Here is a 17,334-nt window from a genome sequence, read left to right as displayed (position 1 = left end):
ATGTTTTCATTAAAATTCGCCATTCTCTTTGGTTTCACTATGACATTCTCACTAATGCCTTTTTCTTTTTCCCTTGCTCCTGAGCTTATAGCTAATCTACATATTCTGTTGTTATTCTTAGGGCTCAACTTGGCACTTTTTGTGCTCTATTTTTTACTAAGAATGGTTTATGTGAAATATGCTAACAATGACCGTTATGAAATCACTCAGCAATATTTACAAAATCGAGTGTTAGAAATGAATAAAAAGCACTTGACCATTATTGATTTCTTAGATCTCTCATAACGTTTTAGGCAAACCATAGAGAAGGGAAATAAAGAGTTATTAGCTAACGAACGCGATTTATTCAAATAATGTTAGAACAAGTCTGCATAACGAAAAAGCCCGCTAAAAAGCGGGCTTTCAAAATTTGGCTCCTCCAGCTGGACTTGAACCAGCGACATACGGATTAACAGTCCGCCGTTCTACCGACTGAACTATGGAGGAATTGCTGTGTTCCTGAGAACGAGGCGCATATTACCCATCCTGTTCATGCTTGTAAAGTATAAATATGAAAAAAAATGCCAAGTGATTGCTAAGTGAGCAATGCGGTGGTTATGTCGGCGAAAAACATTACCTGTAGATATCATACCTAAGAACGATAGTCATAAAGCAAAACTATATTTAACGTTAATGATACAATAAATTAACAATATGGTGATGTGATGAAAAAAACACTGCTAGCAATTGCATTAAGTTCCGTGATGTCGGGTGTGGCATTGGGGGAAGTCGATGATAGGCCTAATGTTCTGATCATCATTGCCGACGATATGGGGTATTCGGACATTAGCCCTTTTGGAGGGGAAATCCCAACACCAAATTTGCAAAAAATGGCTGAGCAAGGTGTCAGGATGAGCCAGTATTACACTTCGCCGATGTCTGCTCCTGCACGCTCAATGTTAATGACTGGAGCCACAAACCAACAAGCGGGAATGGGAGGGATGTGGTGGTATGAAAATACGGTCGGCAAGCCAGGTTATGAATTACGCTTAACGGATAGAGTGGTAACCATGGCTGAACGCTTCCAAGATGCGGGTTATAACACGTTGATGTCAGGCAAATGGCATTTAGGTTATACCAAAGGTGCGAGGCCAACAGACCGAGGTTTTAATCAAGCATTTGCTTTTATGGGAGGAGGAACCAGTCATTTTGATGATGCTAAACCGCTTGGAACGGTTGAAAGTTTCCATACGTATTATACGTTAAATGGCGAGAAAGTTTCGTTGCCGAGCGATTTTTATTCAAGTAAAAACTATGCGCAGCAATTGGAACAGTGGATTAAACAGACTCCGAGTGATCAACCAATATTTGCTTACCTCGCTTTCACCACACCTCATGATCCTATCCAAGCGCCTGATGACTGGATCCGTAAATTTGACGGAAAATATGACGAAGGATTTGGCAAAATTTATCGGCAAAGAATAAATCGCTTGAAAGAATTAGGGATTATTAACGATAAAACACCGATGCCGAAATTAAATTTGGATAAGGAATGGGAACAATTAACCCCTGAAGAAAAGCGCTATGCAGCTAAAACGATGCAAGTATATGCTGCAATGATTGCCTATATGGACGATCAAATTGGTGGCGTTATTAATACGCTAAAAGAGACGGGGAGAGATAAAAATACGATTATTATTTTTGCGACAGATAATGGTGCAAACCCTGCATCCGGTTTTTATTATGAGTCAGACCCTGAATATTGGAAACAGTTTGATAATAGCTATGAAAATCTTGGGCGTAAGAATTCGTTTGTCTCTGTGGGGCCTCAATGGGCGAATGTCAGTAATGCACCTTATGCCAATTACCATAAAACGACCAGTGCTCAAGGGGGGATCAATACCGATTTAATTATCACTGGGCCGGGTATTGGTAAGGCGGGGAGTATAGATAAAACACCGATGGCGGTTTACGATATTGCCCCAACGCTATATGAATTTGCTGGTATTGATGCTAATAAGCAGATCAAAAATATCCATCCATTACCGATGTTAGGTACGAGCTTTAAATCCCATTTCCTTGGCAAATCGACTGTTAATCCACGGCAGCTATTTGGTGTCGAATTACATAATCAAGCGGCGTTAGTCGAAGGCGATTGGAAATTAAGGCGTTTAGTGAAAGCCTCTCCAAAAGCAGAAATGGCTCCTTGGCAACTTTTCAATTTAAAAGAAGATCCACTTGAAACCCGTGATTTAGCGGCAAAACACCCTGAAATTGTGCAAAAGCTGCAAAAGAAATACGAACAATTTGCCAAGACCGGCATGATTATTGAAGCGAAAGGAGAGGCTATCGATTACATCGGTGTCGATGAGTCTACAGGGAACTATATCGGCATAGATCCGAAGACAAATAAGCGTATTGAGCCTGCAAATATGAAATGATGGGAGGTTAATATGAAAATTTCTTTTTATGACCCTCCCAGATTGCAGGGGAAATCATTAAAATCAGCAATTCCTTTTCATATTTTATTAAAGCCTGTTGGTTCGGGATGTAATTTAAAGTGTGATTATTGTTATTACCCCCAGCATAATGAGCAGAAAGCGGCGCCAATGCTCAAAGCCATGTTGGAGCCATTTATTAAAAATTATATAGCTGCCCAGCCGGCTTACACCAAAGAGATCAATTTTGTCTGGCAAGGTGGAGAGCCGTTATTAGCGGGGTTAGATTTTTATAAGCGCGCGATTGCGTTACAGCAAAAATATGCGCCTCACGGAGTGCGTATTATTAACACGTTGCAAACGAATGCGACGTTATTAACGCCTTCTTGGTGCCGTTTTTTGAAACAACATGATTTTGTTATTGGCGTGAGCCTTGATGGCCCCGAATCTATCCATGATCAATACCGTCATGATAGAAGGGGAAATAGTGGCAGCTATGCCTCCGTAATAAAAGGGATCGCACTACTGCAACAGTTTGACATTGAATTCAATATATTGACGGTGGTACACGATGGCGTCGCTCATTTAGGCAAAGAGATTTACCTTCATTTTGTACAACTTGGTATTCGCTATATTCAATTTCAACCCCTTATGCTGGAGGGGGATGCTATCCATCAAGGATTCACGCTCAGTGCGAATAATTGGGGGCTATTTTTAAGCTCAGTGTATCAACAGTGGCAAGCGTCAGGGCATATCGGGCGTGTTTTTGTGATGAACATTGAACAGGTATATAGCCAATACTTTACTCAGGTGAGCAGTACTTGTGTTCATTCAGAACGCTGTGGCACGAATATGATGATGGAAACTCAAGGCGAGATTTACGCTTGCGATCATCAAGCAAATCAAAGTCACTATCTTGGTCAATTTAATGGGCAGCAAGGATTTAGTGATTTTGTTGAGGCATCTATCTCGTTGCCTTTTGGGCAAAATAAGAGTCGACGCAAAGAGTGCCAACAATGCTCGGTTAAAATGGTTTGCCAAGGCGGTTGCCCGGCTCATTTGAATCAATTTGGACGTAACCAATTGTGCGAAGGCTACTTTGCCTTTTTTAGTTTGGTGCTAGCGCCGATAAGGCAATATCAGCGAAATGCGCAGGGGGTTCAGCATTGGCGTAATGCATTCTTAAAAAATGCGGTTGCTTAAATAGCAAAAGCCCGCTATAAAGCGGGCTTTCAAAATTTGGCTCCTCCAGCTGGACTTGAACCAGCGACATACGGATTAACAGTCCGCCGTTCTACCGACTGAACTATGGAGGAATTGTTGTGTTCCTGAGAACGAGGCGAATATTAACGGTATCGCCTCAGACTGTCAACGATAAAAACACAAAAATAATCTGTTTGATTACTGACTGTGCATTATGGTTGATTTTCATACTAGCTTATTGATATTGCGCTTTATTCTGAGTCATTAAAGGGGGCTTTGCCTGTGATGGGATCTCAGGATAGGCAATATGATAAATATCATAAAATGAAAGCATCCCTTTAAGTTCTAGCAAACGGGTTATTTCTTGCTTAATTGCATGATTGACTTCATTTGAATCAAGTATCTTTTGAATTGATGCATCAGAAACTTGCTCGGTAACAAACCACTCGCCATTATAACAAACACGCAGGTCGAGCACGCCAATATCTTCAAAACGGTAAACAGGTTTAATATCAAATAATAAGACAGCCGCTAATATAACAAATAGTGCGGTAAAACCTAGCATCCAATACAGACCAAAATAAGGGGCATATAAAACCAAAATTGCTAATGGAATATAGGCCGCGACCATACCGATACACAGGTAAGGATGATTTGCGATGAATTGACTGTTGAAGTAAGGTTTGCCATCGCGTTTTTCTTTTTTATTGATGGTGTCTAAATCTTCAATAAGTATTTTTTTGATGATATCCATAATGTGATAGCTCTCTGTAAAGGCATCTATACCTTGAAGAGTATCATGCGTAAGTTGAATTGTTATATATCAGTTGTAAAAAATTTTGAGTGTAATTGTCACTGTATAAGAATAATCTCACTGACAAATGGGATATTTGTTCAATAAATCTTTTAATCTATCAACAAAATGCGAAAAAATTTGTTCGGTTAACCGCGTGAAAAGTGACGTAACTTAAAAAACAGCATTTTTTTAGGGGTAATCTATATAAAATAGTTGCTATTATCCTTAACTCATGAGTTAATGAGTCTCGGCCTGTTTAGCAGTCCTATTTGATGTACGATTACTGAGTTTGTGTTCTAAAGAAGAAAGTTATCCCAGATAGCCTTTGACCGTGACGCTTCATCTTGGTTTTTTCCTGATTAAATAGTTGACTCTGGCCCATATATGCCGAAAAGGCAAGTTTTTTTGATGTTATATAGGAAAAGTCAAATGTCCGACAAAATGAAAGGTCAAGTTAAGTGGTTCAACGAGTCTAAAGGCTTCGGTTTCATCACTCCTGCTGATGGTAGCAAAGACGTTTTCGTTCACTTCTCTGCCATTCAGGGCGCTGGTTTCAAAACTCTGGCAGAAGGCCAGCAAGTTGAATTCACCATTGAAAATGGTGCGAAAGGCCCAGCAGCTGCTAACGTAACTGCAATCTAAGCTTAATTGCTTAACTGATTTTCTAAAGCCCGTCATTTTTAATGACGGGCTTTTTCATACCCGCTAAACTAGGCTTCAGAGGATTTTTTTTACTGGAGACCGCCATCAATGAAAATTCATGATCGTGTTTATGTTAAAACAGACGGACAGAGTCGTCGTGAAGGGAAGATATTGTTAATTGAGCCTTTTAATGAAGGTACAATGTATTTAGTTTCTTTGCCAGAGTACCCGGGCGGTATTTGGTTTTTTAACGAAAAAGAGGGTGGTGAAGGCGTATTTGTCAGCCCTATTGAAAGTTAAATTTGTTAAATATTTTTTTAAAGCTTTACTTCATAAATGACGCAATCTATACTTCTTGCAAATTTTCTTAGGAGATAATTACTTGGACAGTCAGAGTTGTAACACAAACACTAAATTTATTGGCAAGTAATTAATTACCTTTCTATTTAACTGCTTGCCACCATGGCGGGCAGTATCGAGCGTAAATGCACGCGATACTCCTTAATATAAAGTGATGAGCTATCAATAGCTTATTGTTATTTTGTGAGTAAAAATCATGAAGCTCTATTTCTATTCATTATTTCCTCCGGGTATATGCCTATAACGTCTGAATAATTATTTTATTATTCACTTTAAGGCTATATGGAATTTATTTTCCATATTTTCATCTACCCAAAATAATTTGAGATGCAGTGAAGCAGCAAGAGAATACATTGCCAGAGGTATAGCTAATGATGCCTCTGCGGTGAATAAATATTGTTAAAAACACTGTGGCTTGAAATATGACTGATATATCCAAATTATTTTTGGAGGAACAATCATGTTATTTACTCCTGATATTTTCAATTTAGTTTCTGCAATGTGCCTAGGAGCATTAATCGGCGCTGAGCGTCAATGGCGTCAACGTATGGCAGGGCTACGCACTAATGCCTTAGTTGCAACTGGGGCGGCTGTATTTATTTTAAGCTCAGTGACAACTTCACCTGATAGCCCCGGACGAATTGCGGCACAAGTCGTGTCAGGGATCGGTTTTCTTGGCGCTGGTGTCATTATGCGTGAAGGAATGAATATCCGTGGTTTGAATACGGCGGCAACCCTTTGGTGCTCAGCGGGGATTGGTGTGTTATGTGGACTTGGCCAATATTCTTTAGCGACCATGGCAACCATGCTTATCTTGTGCGCCAATATCTTACTGCGAGAGGCAGCACAACGTATTAACAAACAGCCACAGCAGCAGGCGATTGATATAGCGCAGCGTTATAAGATCCGCGTGATGTGCCATCAAGAAGACGAAATCTTAGTGAGAACTTTAATATTACAGGCCATCAATGGGTTAAATATTCGTCTACAGTCATTAAGCAGTGCCGATACATTGAAACCTGAACAGTTAGAGGTGCTCGCGGAGTTTTTAGCGACGCCAGCGGAACAGAAAGAAATTGAAGCGCTAGTGTGTCGGATCAGTCTTGAACAGAGTGTTAGCGCAATCAATTGGAAAGTCGCATCAGAGCTGCCAGCCTGAATGCCAGATCATCATTAACAAAAGGAGCCGCAATGGACGATCACCCTCCGTCATGGAGCCAATACAGGAGCTATCTAACTATGAATAAATAATTTATTTTCAGTTAGATAGCGTTTTAAGCCGCACGCAAAGTGCCTAGTAGAGATAAACGTTATGACTGAAATCAGGCATCAACACAGAACTGGCAAAAATGCCAAAGTGACTGGACGCCAAAAATTTATTGTTGGCGAACAAGCAAACAAAACAGTAGAGCAAGTGCTGAATGCGTATCAAACTCATTTACTTGGTTTATCCGAGAATGAAGCACTCGACCGATTAGTCTCTGTGGGGGAAAATGAAGTCGCTCATGAAAAGGCCCCTCCAGCATGGAAACAGCTACTCTCTTCATTTAAGAACCCCTTTATTTTTGTTTTAATGACGTTGGCTGTAGTGAGTTTTTTCACCGATTACCTGATCCCAGAACGACACGGTGAAGAGACTGATTTAACGGGCGTGATTATTATTGTCACGATGGTTTTGCTAAGCGGATTATTGCGATTTTGGCAGGAGTATCGAACTAATAAGGCCGCGGAGGCGTTAAAGTCACTTGTTCGTACGACAGCAACCGTATTTCGTCGTGATAACCAAACAGGGCGCTCAGTCCGTAAAGAAATTCCAATAAAGTGTTTAGTGCCGGGAGATATTGTACTGTTATCGGCAGGGGATATGGTTCCAGCAGATCTCAAACTCGTTGAGTCTCGCGACCTCTTTATCAGTCAGGCCATATTAACAGGGGAATCAATTCCTGTAGAGAAATATGACACTTTGGGGGATGTTAGTGCTAAAAGTCTTGAAACGGTTTCACCAACGGAAAATGAATTATTGGAGATTTCCAATATTTGTTTAATGGGAACCAATGTTACCAGTGGGGCAGCAAGAGGTATTGTGGTTGCCACAGGGGCAAAAACTTACCTTGGCTCATTAGCAAAATCAATCGTAGGAACCCGTGCACAAACTGCATTTGATCGTGGAGTCAGTAGTGTGAGTTGGTTACTTATTCGCTTTATGTTGGTGATGGTTCCGATTGTTTTGTTGATTAACGGTTTTACAAAAGGCGATTGGTTTGAAGCGACACTATTCTCTCTTGCTGTTGCAGTCGGCCTCACACCTGAAATGCTGCCTATGATTGTTAGCTCTAATTTAGCCAAGGGGGCGATCGCCATGTCTAAACACAAGGTGATTGTTAAAAGGCTTAATGCGATTCAAAATTTTGGGGCAATGGATGTCCTTTGTACAGATAAAACAGGCACGTTAACGCAAGATAAGATCATATTAGAGCATTATTTAGATAGTGCAGGGCAGAAAGATAACCAAATCCTTCAGCTCGCGTGGTTAAATAGTTTTAATCAAAGCGGCACGAAAAATATGATGGATCAGGCAATTATTCGCCGAGGAAGAGGGAAACAGGAGATTGAACAGTTACGTGCTTATCAAAAAATCGATGAGTTACCGTTTGATTTTATTCGTCGTAAACTTTCTGTCACGGTAAAAACAGCGGAAGGTGAGGCTCTGTTGATATGCAAAGGTGCGGCGGAAGAGATGCTAGCGGTATGCACAAGCTATCAGCAAAATGGTCAATCGCTCTTATTAGATTCACAAGCTAGGAAGCAAATCAGTGAGTTAGTGAGTGACTATAATCGTCAAGGTTTTCGCGTTTTATTACTTGCAACTCGTCACTTAAATGAAGATGAGGCTTGTTTACCTCTTTCAGCCCAAGCTGAGCAGCAGCTTGAATTACGTGGTATTTTGACATTCCTCGACCCTGCAAAAGAAAGTGCAATTTCAGCAATTGCCGCATTGCGAGACAATGGGGTAACCGTAAAAGTATTAACAGGTGACAATGCCATCATTACGGAAAAAATTTGCCGTGACGTTGGGATAAGTATTAGTGAAATTATGACTGGCCTTGAAGTTGAGGCAATGACCGATGAGGCGTTAAAACAAAAAGTAGAGCAGGTATCGGTATTCTGTAAATTAACACCTTTACAAAAATCCAAAATTTTAAAATTACTACAGGCGAATGGCCATACAGTAGGTTTTTTAGGTGATGGCATTAACGATGCGCCCGCACTTCGTGATGCGGATGTCGGAATTTCTGTTGATACAGGTAGCGATATTGCGAAAGAATCCGCTGATATTATTCTGCTAGAAAAGGATTTAATGGTTCTTGAGCAGGGCGTAATTAAAGGAAGGGAAACGTTCGGCAATATCATTAAATATTTGAATATGACCGCGAGTTCCAATTTTGGAAATGTCTTCTCGGTATTGATTGCAAGTGCATTTATTCCTTTTTTGCCGATGCTAGCCATCCACCTGTTAGTGCAAAATTTATTGTATGATATTTCCCAGTTGGCTTTACCTTGGGACAAAATGGATAAAGAGTTTTTAAAACGTCCCCGTAAATGGGATGCAAAAAACATTGGCCGTTTTATGGTTTGGATTGGGCCAACATCATCCATATTTGATATCACTACATTTGCACTGATGTGGTATGTATTTCAGGCCAATACGGTTGCTCATGAAGCATTATTCCAATCAGGCTGGTTTGTCGAGGGATTATTATCACAAACATTAGTCGTTCATATGTTACGGACTCAAAAGATCCCATTTATCCAAAGTACAGCAGCATTACCTGTATTATTAACCACCGGGTTTATTATGGTACTAGGTTTATATATTCCATTCTCGCCATTTGGTGAAATGATTGGATTACAGCCATTACCAATTGAATATTTCCCTTGGCTGGTGTTAACTCTAGTCAGTTATTGTATTGTCGCTCAGTTAATGAAACAGTTTTATATTAAACGGTTTGGTAATTGGTTGTAATATAAGGGGCATAATAAAGCAGTAAAGTGATATAAGATTACTTTACTGCTTTTTATTTATCAAACAAAAATTAATGGTTGTTGCTTGGACTTCTCGATAACAATATTATTGATGAGGGTTGCCGTATCTTCTCTGATCTTGCTTAATGAGATATTCGGGTAATAGTGTGAGAAAATATAATCACTAATTGTGTTTAAACATAGTTCTTTAATTTGGCCTCTCACTAGGCTATTTCCGTCCGAGAACTCTTTTGCGAGAATGTGTAGCTTGCTTTCTAGCTCTTTGACAGAGATAACGGCCCCCTTAATTGAGGGTTGAGCTAGCGTATCAAAGTCGACACCAAGGTATATGCCATGAGACTGCTCTATCTGTGAAAATATTTTGGCTTTATCCGCTTTAGTAATAATATTTTCTTTTTTATCGTTAACTTGGTTTTTTGTTAAAATTTGACTGTTTATTTTATCTATTTCTTTGTTAATAATTGAGCAAACATAGGTTTTTTGTTCTTGCAAGATAAATTCATCAACAATCTTTTCATAGATCTTCGATTTTTCTTTTTGATTAAAAAACGGAAGCTTCCCACGTGTCAAACTCGATAGGGTATCTTGGAAAGATGCTGAGATGGAATGATTCACGCTATCATGAATATGATTAATATCAAATTCTAATGTTTTCTTTAATTCAAAAGGGGTGTTTTTAATATAGTTTATTTTAGGTGCTATTTGAGGGGTAACTTTTAATTCATTATTATCGGACTCTACAGTGACAATAAACTTATCTTTACTGTTAATTTTTCTTAAAAAGGTATCACTTTCGTAGGCTTTAGTGGGTGTGGATGTTAGATAAAATTTCATATTTTCCCCTTTTGAATAATCTCTATTTAAAAGAACCTTAAATCTAATCATTACGTGGTTATTTAGATTACGATTAAAATGAATCTTAATAGGTTAGTTTCGTATTATCTAAAATAGCGTCTAATAGCCACGCAATGACTGTTTTTTCCGTATAATTTATAGTAGGTAAATAGAGATGAAATTACTTTCAAAAAACAATAATACGTTTCGTGGATGTCATCGATTGGAAGATATGAAGAGATTCGCTATGAGTGATGGAGCCAAGGATTAATGGCTCCATATTTTCAAAGATATCTGATTATTGCAGACCTAATACAGATTTCATTTGTTTCAGTGCATCAATACCTTGTTGGCAAGCTTTATCTTGCTGATCTTTAGGTAATGCTGCAATTTGCTTTTTACCTTCTTCCAGCTGGCCTTTCATTGAGTCCAGTTGAGTTTTTGCTTGTGGATCTTCAGAAGCTTTAGCGATTAAACCATCCACTTCAGCAAAATATGCGTTACAAGTCTCAGTTGCACCTGCAACTACTTCTGCTTTTTTCTCTTCTTCAGAGCAAGCAGTGATAGTCAATGCCATTAAACCCATACCGCAAGCTAAAATTAACTTTTTCATAATCAACCTTAAAATTATTTGTTATTGAAGTAGCAAAATCGAGTATATAAGAGATTGCTGCAATATCAAACGTGACAAATCCTAAAAAATAACTCGACAAATCGTTTATAAGTTAATCAAAAATAAATATTTTTATCGTTATAAATTTACTATTTGGTTTTTTAGTCTAAATAATACGAGTTATTCATTAAATAAGGCTTGGAATAAGAACAATGAAAATGTGTTATTGAAAGTACGATATGTGTACCTGATCCACTTGTTGGATATTGAGAGCCGTTAGAACAGTTGCCGCGAGTCGCTTGTTTTTCATTCAGATAATGCAAAGTGCCATTTCATCACTTACCAAGAAAGTTATCCACAGATTGAAGGGGGTTTTACCCACAGAAAATGTGGATGGCGTGACATTTTCTATGATGCTTTTTTTCATCGTTCGATGAACTCACTATCCTTTTCTATGAGTAAGTACGTAGAGGAATATACTTGCTGTATATCATTAAGTTACTGGTTTTCTGGAAGAACATTAAGTAAGTTCTATAAACCTAATAGACTTTTTTGCTATAAACTATAACTATTTTGCATATAATCAGAAAATAAATTCATATGTGTAATTGTCATATAAATGTAAAAAATAATTTACATCTTAGTGTTTATAGTAGCTTATGGACTATTTAAAAAATAAACAACTACGGCATAAATAGTTAAATTTTAGTTATGCTAAGTGATTTGCGTCACACTTTTGCTATTTTAGCGTCAATTTATCTATAGAACTGATTTTTAAATTAAATTTCCATTGAATGCACTGGTGAATATCAGTAAAGTTTCTGTCCTAGTGGTTGGTATGGTGAGCGTCTTATAAAATTTCATCGTGCTTTGATTTTATGCAAAGACAATAAAAGACTGGTTTAATAGGTTGACGCTAAATCAAATTCGTACCAAACTCTAGTCTTCGCAGAAATTCGCCAAAGAGCGATAGACGCGATAGAATGCATTTCACAGAGGGAAGTAGTGCATACGGTGTTTTTTTAGTATGAATGCTTACCTTAAGTGAAAGTAAATAGCTTGATATAGGTATATCTGTATCACTATGCAACATAGCGGATAATAATAATGCTATGGGCATAATCAGAATGTAACGTGACATGTCACGCTACAATTTTAATTTTAGACTTACACACAGGGCTTTATCATCATGTCTGCTTCTATTGTTAAGAAACGGCCTCTGAGTCGTTATATTAAAGACTTTAAACACAGCCAAACACATTGTGCACATTGTCATAAAACATTGGATCGTATCTCTCTCGTTTTTAACGATAGTATCTTGAATAAAGAAGCTATTGCTGAGATGACTGAGTTGGTCGATGAAAATACTTGGCTTGAGTTACAGGATAAATTTACTGCACTTTGTCGTTTCTGCAGCGAAATTTATTGCAATAGTAATACTGACTTCTTTGATATTATGTCATTTAAGCAGTATTTATTTTTACAGACTGAAATGAGCCATAGTACCGTTCGTGAATATGTTGTTCGTTTGCGCCGCCTAGATGAACTACTCTCATCATCAAACTTCTCAATGAAAGAGTTCACTACAAGCAAAATCCAAGAGCAATTAAGCGATAAAATGACTGAATCGGCTTTCAGTAATTATAATATTGCGCTCCGTAAATATGAGCAATATTTATACTGGGAATCAGAGAAAAATTAATCAATAGCATCAGAGCAAGTCAAGTGCTTGCTTAAAATGTTATAGTTAAAATATGTCAGGTGTCCATTTTGGGCACCTTTTTGCTTTTCCCTTTAAATAAGCCCACTTTTATTATTCAATTACCAATTACACTGCCAAATATTTATTAGTTTAATACTCCTGAATCAGAATATAGATATTATTTTGACCAATTAAGTCATATAAAGAATAAGCAATAATGACTATTGTTTATTGAGTATAATTCGCTCTTAATTAACCAATATCATAAAGCGCCAGTAATAATGGTAAGTGATTAAAGCGTGAATAGGAGCGTGTTATTGAGGGTAGGGAGTCTGATCAATTGAGGTATTCTGAAAACCAAAAAAACAGCCTGACCCCAATATTTTTTAGGCTCAGGCTGTGGTTAATTAGCCAATTGTCATTAAGCTTGCATTACCACCAGCAGCAGCGGTGTTGACGCTTAGTGAGCGCTCATGAACTAATCTTTCTAGCAGTAAGTTAGTTTCACCTCGTTCAAAGCCTTGAACAGAGATAATCGGGCCTTTACGTTTGGCAACCGTTTCACAGACGATTTTGAGTTGATCGCTGTCACCATGGTAAATAACCGCTTCAATATGTCCGTTATACTCTTGCCAATCTTTGGTGATTGAAACTGCGTTACGCACTTTTTCAGGTAGCGACTTATACAGTTTTTGGTGTATTTCGCTTTCTGGCCATAATGCTTGGCAGCCACTCGCAAGAACTCCCGCCAATTGCACTAAGCAGTCTTTCTCGTTATCACTGAGACATAAAATAGTGCCTCGAGGCGTTAAAGTATAAGTGTTTCTTTCCCCTGTAGGCCCAGGTAATAAACGCGAAGTCCCCGCCTGTGCATGACGTGCAAACTGCTCAAAGATAGCCGGTTCGATGCGATTTTCTTGCTTCTCCAACCATGACGAGAAGGCATCAAAAGGTTCGAGGAGTTGTGGTCTTGCGCTGGCATCCATTGCTAACTCATTGTCTTGTCTTTCGAGTGTACGTGATACCGCATTATCAGGGCGTTCACTTAACAACCGATAGAGATAAAGTGGGCCACCGGCTTTAGGTCCGGTACCAGAGAGGCCTTCACCACCAAATGGTTGAACGCCAACTACAGCACCTACCATATTGCGGTTGACATATAAGTTACCGACTTTTGCTTTCATAACGACTTGATTGATAGTCTCATCAATACGGGTATGAACACCAAGTGTTAACCCATATCCTGCCGCATTAATTTGTTCAATAAGATCGGTGAGTTGTTCGCGCTTGTAGCGTACCACATGTAATACAGGACCAAATATTTCCTTTTTCAATTCGCCAACGTTGTCTAACTCAATCAGTGTTGGTTTAACATAAGTACCTTCGGACTGCTCACGTAGGTCATCAATATTGTCAAATACAGCTTGGAAGACCTCTTTACCTTTGCTACGCATTTGCTGGATATGCTGTTCAATATTCTCTTTAGCTTCATTATCGATAACCGGCCCGATATCCGTAGAAAGGTGCTCTGGATTGCCCATACGGCACTCTTCCATCGCACCTTTTAACATACGAATTGTGCGATCAGCGACATCTTCTTGGATACATAAAATACGTAGGGCGGAGCAGCGTTGACCTGCACTATCAAAAGCAGAAGCGACAACATCTGTCACGACTTGCTCTGTTAAGGCCGACGAATCGACGATCATCGCATTTAATCCGCCAGTTTCTGCGATGAGTGGGGTTGGACGTCCTTGAGCATCCAGCCTTCCCGCAATATTACGTTGCAGCAATCCAGCAACTTCCGTAGAGCCTGTAAACATTACACCACGAACTCTTGCATCACCCACTAATTTCGCACCAATCGTTTCCCCTTTACCCGGTAAAAATTGCAATACTTCATGTGGAATACCGGCTTGATGGAGCATTGATACTGCAATTGAGCCGATCAGTGGTGTTTGCTCTGCGGGTTTCGCTAATACCGTGTTACCTGCTGCGAGAGCTGCCGCAATCTGTCCGGTGAAAATTGCTAGAGGGAAGTTCCATGGACTAATGCAAACCACAGGGCCTAACGGTCGATGGGTATTGTTATCAAAGTCATCGCGGACTTGAGTTGCATAATAATTCAAGAAATCAACGGCTTCACGAACCTCTGCAATCGCGTTAGCGTAGGTTTTCCCCGCTTCACGAACCAGTACATCAAGTAGAGGCTGTAATTGTTGCTCCATGATGTCTGCGGCACGTAAGAGGATAGCTGCACGCTCTGACGGTGGAGTCGCAAACCAAATAGCTCCTGCATCATTGGCGATGTTTAATGCATGCTCTGCTTCTTCCAACGTTGCTTCACGAACATGACCGACAATGTCAGAATGGCATGCTGGGTTAATCACTGGAAGCGCATTTTCGGCTGATTTAGCCAGTTGATATTCCCCACCAAGTAGTGGTTGAGCTAATTTTTCTTGCATCGCTGCGGTTAAAAGTGCGCTAGAAAGCGATGCTAAGCGATGTTCATTGGAGAGGTCTAGCCCCATTGAGTTGACACGATTCTTTCCATACAAGTCACGAGGAAGGGCTATTTTAGGGTGAGGTAACCCAATTTGTCCTTCTGCTTTCGATAACTCTAATACGTCTTTGACAGGATCAGATACTAGTTCATCAAGTGGAATGGTCGCATCAGCAATGCGGTTCACAAATGAGGTATTCGCCCCATTTTCGAGTAAGCGACGGACTAAATAAGCCAATAAGGTTTCGTGTGTTCCGACAGGTGCATAGATACGACAAGGGCGGTTGAGTTTACCATCAGCAACTTTCCCGACAACTTGTTCATATAATGGCTCACCCATTCCATGTAGGCATTGGAATTCATATTGACCTGGATAGTAGTTTTTACCTGCAATTTGGTAAATTGCAGCCAGCGTATGGGCGTTATGAGTTGCAAATTGTGGGTAAATCAGATTTGGTACTGACAACAATTTGCGAGCGCATGCGAGGTATGAAACATCGGTATACACTTTACGCGTATAAACAGGGTAGCCTTCTAAACCATCAATTTGAGCGCGCTTAATTTCACTGTCCCAATAAGCCCCTTTAACTAGGCGGATCATCAAGCGGCGTTTGCTTCGTTCAGCAAGATCAATAATTGCATCAATCACGAATGGGCAACGTTTTTGGTACGCCTGAATAACAAAACCAATACCGTTCCAACCTGCAAGTTGCGGCTCAAAGCAAAGTTTTTCGAGTAGGTCGAGGGAGATTTCTAAACGGTCTGCCTCTTCAGCATCAATATTAATTCCAATATCATATTGATGGGCTTGTAATACGAGTGATAGCAAACGAGGGTATAGCTCTTCCATTACTCGAGAGTATTGCGCTCTGCTGTAACGAGGGTGTAAGGCTGATAACTTGATAGAGATCCCCGGTCCTTCATAGATACCGCGGCCATTCGATGCTTTACCGATAGCATGGATCGCCTGTTGGTAGGATACCATATAATCTTGAGCATCTTTTTCTGTTAACGCCGCTTCGCCCAACATATCATAAGAGTAGCGGAAACCTTTTTCTTCCAGCTTCCTTGCATTCGCTAATGCTTGTGCAATTGTTTCGCCAGTAACAAATTGCTCTCCCATTAAGCGCATTGCCATGTCAACGCCTTTGCGAATTAATGGTTCGCCACTTTTACTAATAATACGGTTCAATGAGCTAGATAGCTTGGCTTCATTGTGAGTCGAAACCAGTTTGCCTGTAAATAGTAATCCCCAAGTTGCTGCATTAACAAACATGGAGCTACTTTGGCCCAAATGAGATTGCCAATTACCTGTACTGATTTTATCGCGGATGAGTGCATCTCGTGTTGCTTTATCAGGAATACGTAATAAAGCTTCAGCCAAACACATGAGTGCAACACCTTCTTGTGAAGAGAGTGAAAACTCTTGCAATAAGCCTTGAACTAAACCAGAGCGGCCAATCCCATTTTTTTGATTACGTAATTTTTCTGCGATGGAATAAGCCAACTTATGGGCGGCATCTGCTTGCTCTGCGGGGAGTTGTGCTTGTTGTAGCAACATCGGCAGTGCTTGTGTTTCAGGAATACGATAAGCAGATGTAATCGCTGAGCGTTTAACCGATTGAGGTAAAATATGTTCAGCGAAATCCAAAAAAGGCTGATAATTCGATTCAGTAACGGATTCTTCTTCTGATATTTGGCCATCTTTGTTATCTTGTCCCGAGGAAATCTCAGGGATGAACTGTTGATTATCAAGCTGTTCAAGATAATTAAATATGGCTTGTTTAATTAGCCAATGCGGCGTGCGGTCAAGACGTTGAGCAGCAGTTTTAATGCGTTCACGAGTCGCTTCATCAAGTCTCACACCCATAGTTGTCGTACTACTCATCCCATTTCCTCTAAATAATTAGCTACTAGAAACAAAAAAGTTACACATCAATAGCACGATGTTGCAACTTTGTGCAACGTTGTTAAAGCCTATTCTAAAGGAATTGTGAAATATATCGTATTTTTATTTGTAAAATGAGATGGTTAGAAATGGATTTTGCTGGTTTTGATTGAAAATCAATAAGTTATTAATTCTCTTTGCTAGGTAAGTTGTGAGTGAATTGATTAATTCTCGCATCAAAAATTTAACATTTGTGATACGGATATCGTTTATTGAACAAAATAACGTTAATTTCTTGTTAATCGGAAATGAGATTGTCTAGCATGCTAAGG

The 17,334-nt window shown here is 39.5% G+C and carries 12 protein-coding genes and 2 tRNA genes; 8 read left to right on the top strand and 6 right to left on the bottom strand.

Annotated elements, in window-relative coordinates; all coding sequences use genetic code 11:
• The gene (locus tag PR675_RS00165; RefSeq protein WP_004918506.1) at positions 1–285 is read left to right on the top strand and encodes a hypothetical protein; all 285 of its coding nucleotides are present in this window, start codon (positions 1–3) and stop codon (positions 283–285) included.
• 125 nt (positions 286–410) lie between these two features.
• On the opposite strand, the gene PR675_RS00160 is transcribed toward PR675_RS00165, so the two are convergent.
• Positions 411–486: transfer RNA gene (locus tag PR675_RS00160), tRNA-Asn, on the bottom strand.
• Between the two features lie 218 nt (positions 487–704).
• Between PR675_RS00160 and PR675_RS00155 the strand changes: the two genes are divergently transcribed.
• Together PR675_RS00155 and PR675_RS00150 are read left to right on the top strand one after the other, a co-directional pair.
• Complete coding sequence (locus PR675_RS00155) at positions 705–2,420, top strand: arylsulfatase (protein ID WP_272582643.1); 1,716 nt, start codon at positions 705–707, stop codon at positions 2,418–2,420.
• A 12-nt stretch (positions 2,421–2,432) separates the two neighbouring features.
• A complete protein-coding gene (locus PR675_RS00150; RefSeq protein WP_004918509.1) occupies positions 2,433–3,620 on the top strand; it encodes an anaerobic sulfatase maturase in 1,188 nt (395 codons plus the stop codon).
• Positions 3,621–3,657: 37 nt separating this feature from the next.
• Here PR675_RS00150 and PR675_RS00145 read toward each other — a convergent pair.
• A tRNA-Asn gene (locus tag PR675_RS00145) sits at positions 3,658–3,733 on the bottom strand.
• Positions 3,734–3,855: 122 nt separating this feature from the next.
• Positions 3,856–4,374 carry a YlaC family protein gene (locus PR675_RS00140; RefSeq protein WP_060561353.1) on the bottom strand — a complete coding sequence of 173 codons (519 nt, stop codon included), beginning with the start codon at positions 4,372–4,374 and terminating at the stop codon, positions 3,856–3,858.
• 471 nt (positions 4,375–4,845) lie between these two features.
• Between PR675_RS00140 and cspE the strand changes: the two genes are divergently transcribed.
• From cspE to mgtA, 4 genes are all read left to right on the top strand, one after another.
• On the top strand, positions 4,846–5,058 hold the full coding sequence (cspE, locus tag PR675_RS00135) for a transcription antiterminator/RNA stability regulator CspE (protein WP_008911725.1): 213 nt from the start codon (positions 4,846–4,848) through the stop codon (positions 5,056–5,058).
• A gap of 108 nt (positions 5,059–5,166) precedes the next feature.
• Entirely contained in the window at positions 5,167–5,358 is a 192-nt protein-coding gene (gene dsrB / locus PR675_RS00130; protein WP_004918512.1) for a protein DsrB, read from the top strand.
• 520 nt (positions 5,359–5,878) lie between these two features.
• A complete protein-coding gene (locus tag PR675_RS00125; RefSeq protein WP_004918513.1) occupies positions 5,879–6,577 on the top strand; it encodes an MgtC family protein in 699 nt (232 codons plus the stop codon).
• Positions 6,578–6,730: 153 nt separating this feature from the next.
• Positions 6,731–9,442, top strand: a complete 2,712-nt coding sequence (gene mgtA / locus PR675_RS00120) for a magnesium-translocating P-type ATPase (RefSeq protein ID WP_040132993.1) — start codon at positions 6,731–6,733, stop codon at positions 9,440–9,442.
• Between the two features lie 59 nt (positions 9,443–9,501).
• Here mgtA and PR675_RS00115 read toward each other — a convergent pair whose 3' ends face one another.
• Entirely contained in the window at positions 9,502–10,296 is a 795-nt protein-coding gene (locus PR675_RS00115) for a hypothetical protein (RefSeq protein WP_239686473.1), read from the bottom strand.
• 298 nt (positions 10,297–10,594) lie between these two features.
• Entirely contained in the window at positions 10,595–10,909 is a 315-nt protein-coding gene (locus PR675_RS00110; RefSeq protein WP_004918520.1) for a DUF5339 domain-containing protein, read from the bottom strand.
• A gap of 1,189 nt (positions 10,910–12,098) precedes the next feature.
• Between PR675_RS00110 and fliZ the strand changes: the two genes are divergently transcribed.
• Positions 12,099–12,611, top strand: a complete 513-nt coding sequence (fliZ, locus tag PR675_RS00105) for a flagella biosynthesis regulatory protein FliZ (RefSeq protein ID WP_004918523.1) — start codon at positions 12,099–12,101, stop codon at positions 12,609–12,611.
• Between the two features lie 407 nt (positions 12,612–13,018).
• Here fliZ and putA read toward each other — a convergent pair whose 3' ends face one another.
• Positions 13,019–16,984, bottom strand: a complete 3,966-nt coding sequence (gene putA, locus PR675_RS00100; protein WP_404823888.1) for a trifunctional transcriptional regulator/proline dehydrogenase/L-glutamate gamma-semialdehyde dehydrogenase — start codon at positions 16,982–16,984, stop codon at positions 13,019–13,021.
• Between the last annotated feature and the right edge of the window lie 350 nt (positions 16,985–17,334).

The organism is Providencia sp. PROV261, assembly GCF_028477945.1.
Taxonomy (GTDB): Bacteria; Pseudomonadota; Gammaproteobacteria; order Enterobacterales; family Enterobacteriaceae; genus Providencia; species Providencia stuartii.
This window is presented reverse-complemented; position numbering and strand designations above follow the sequence as displayed.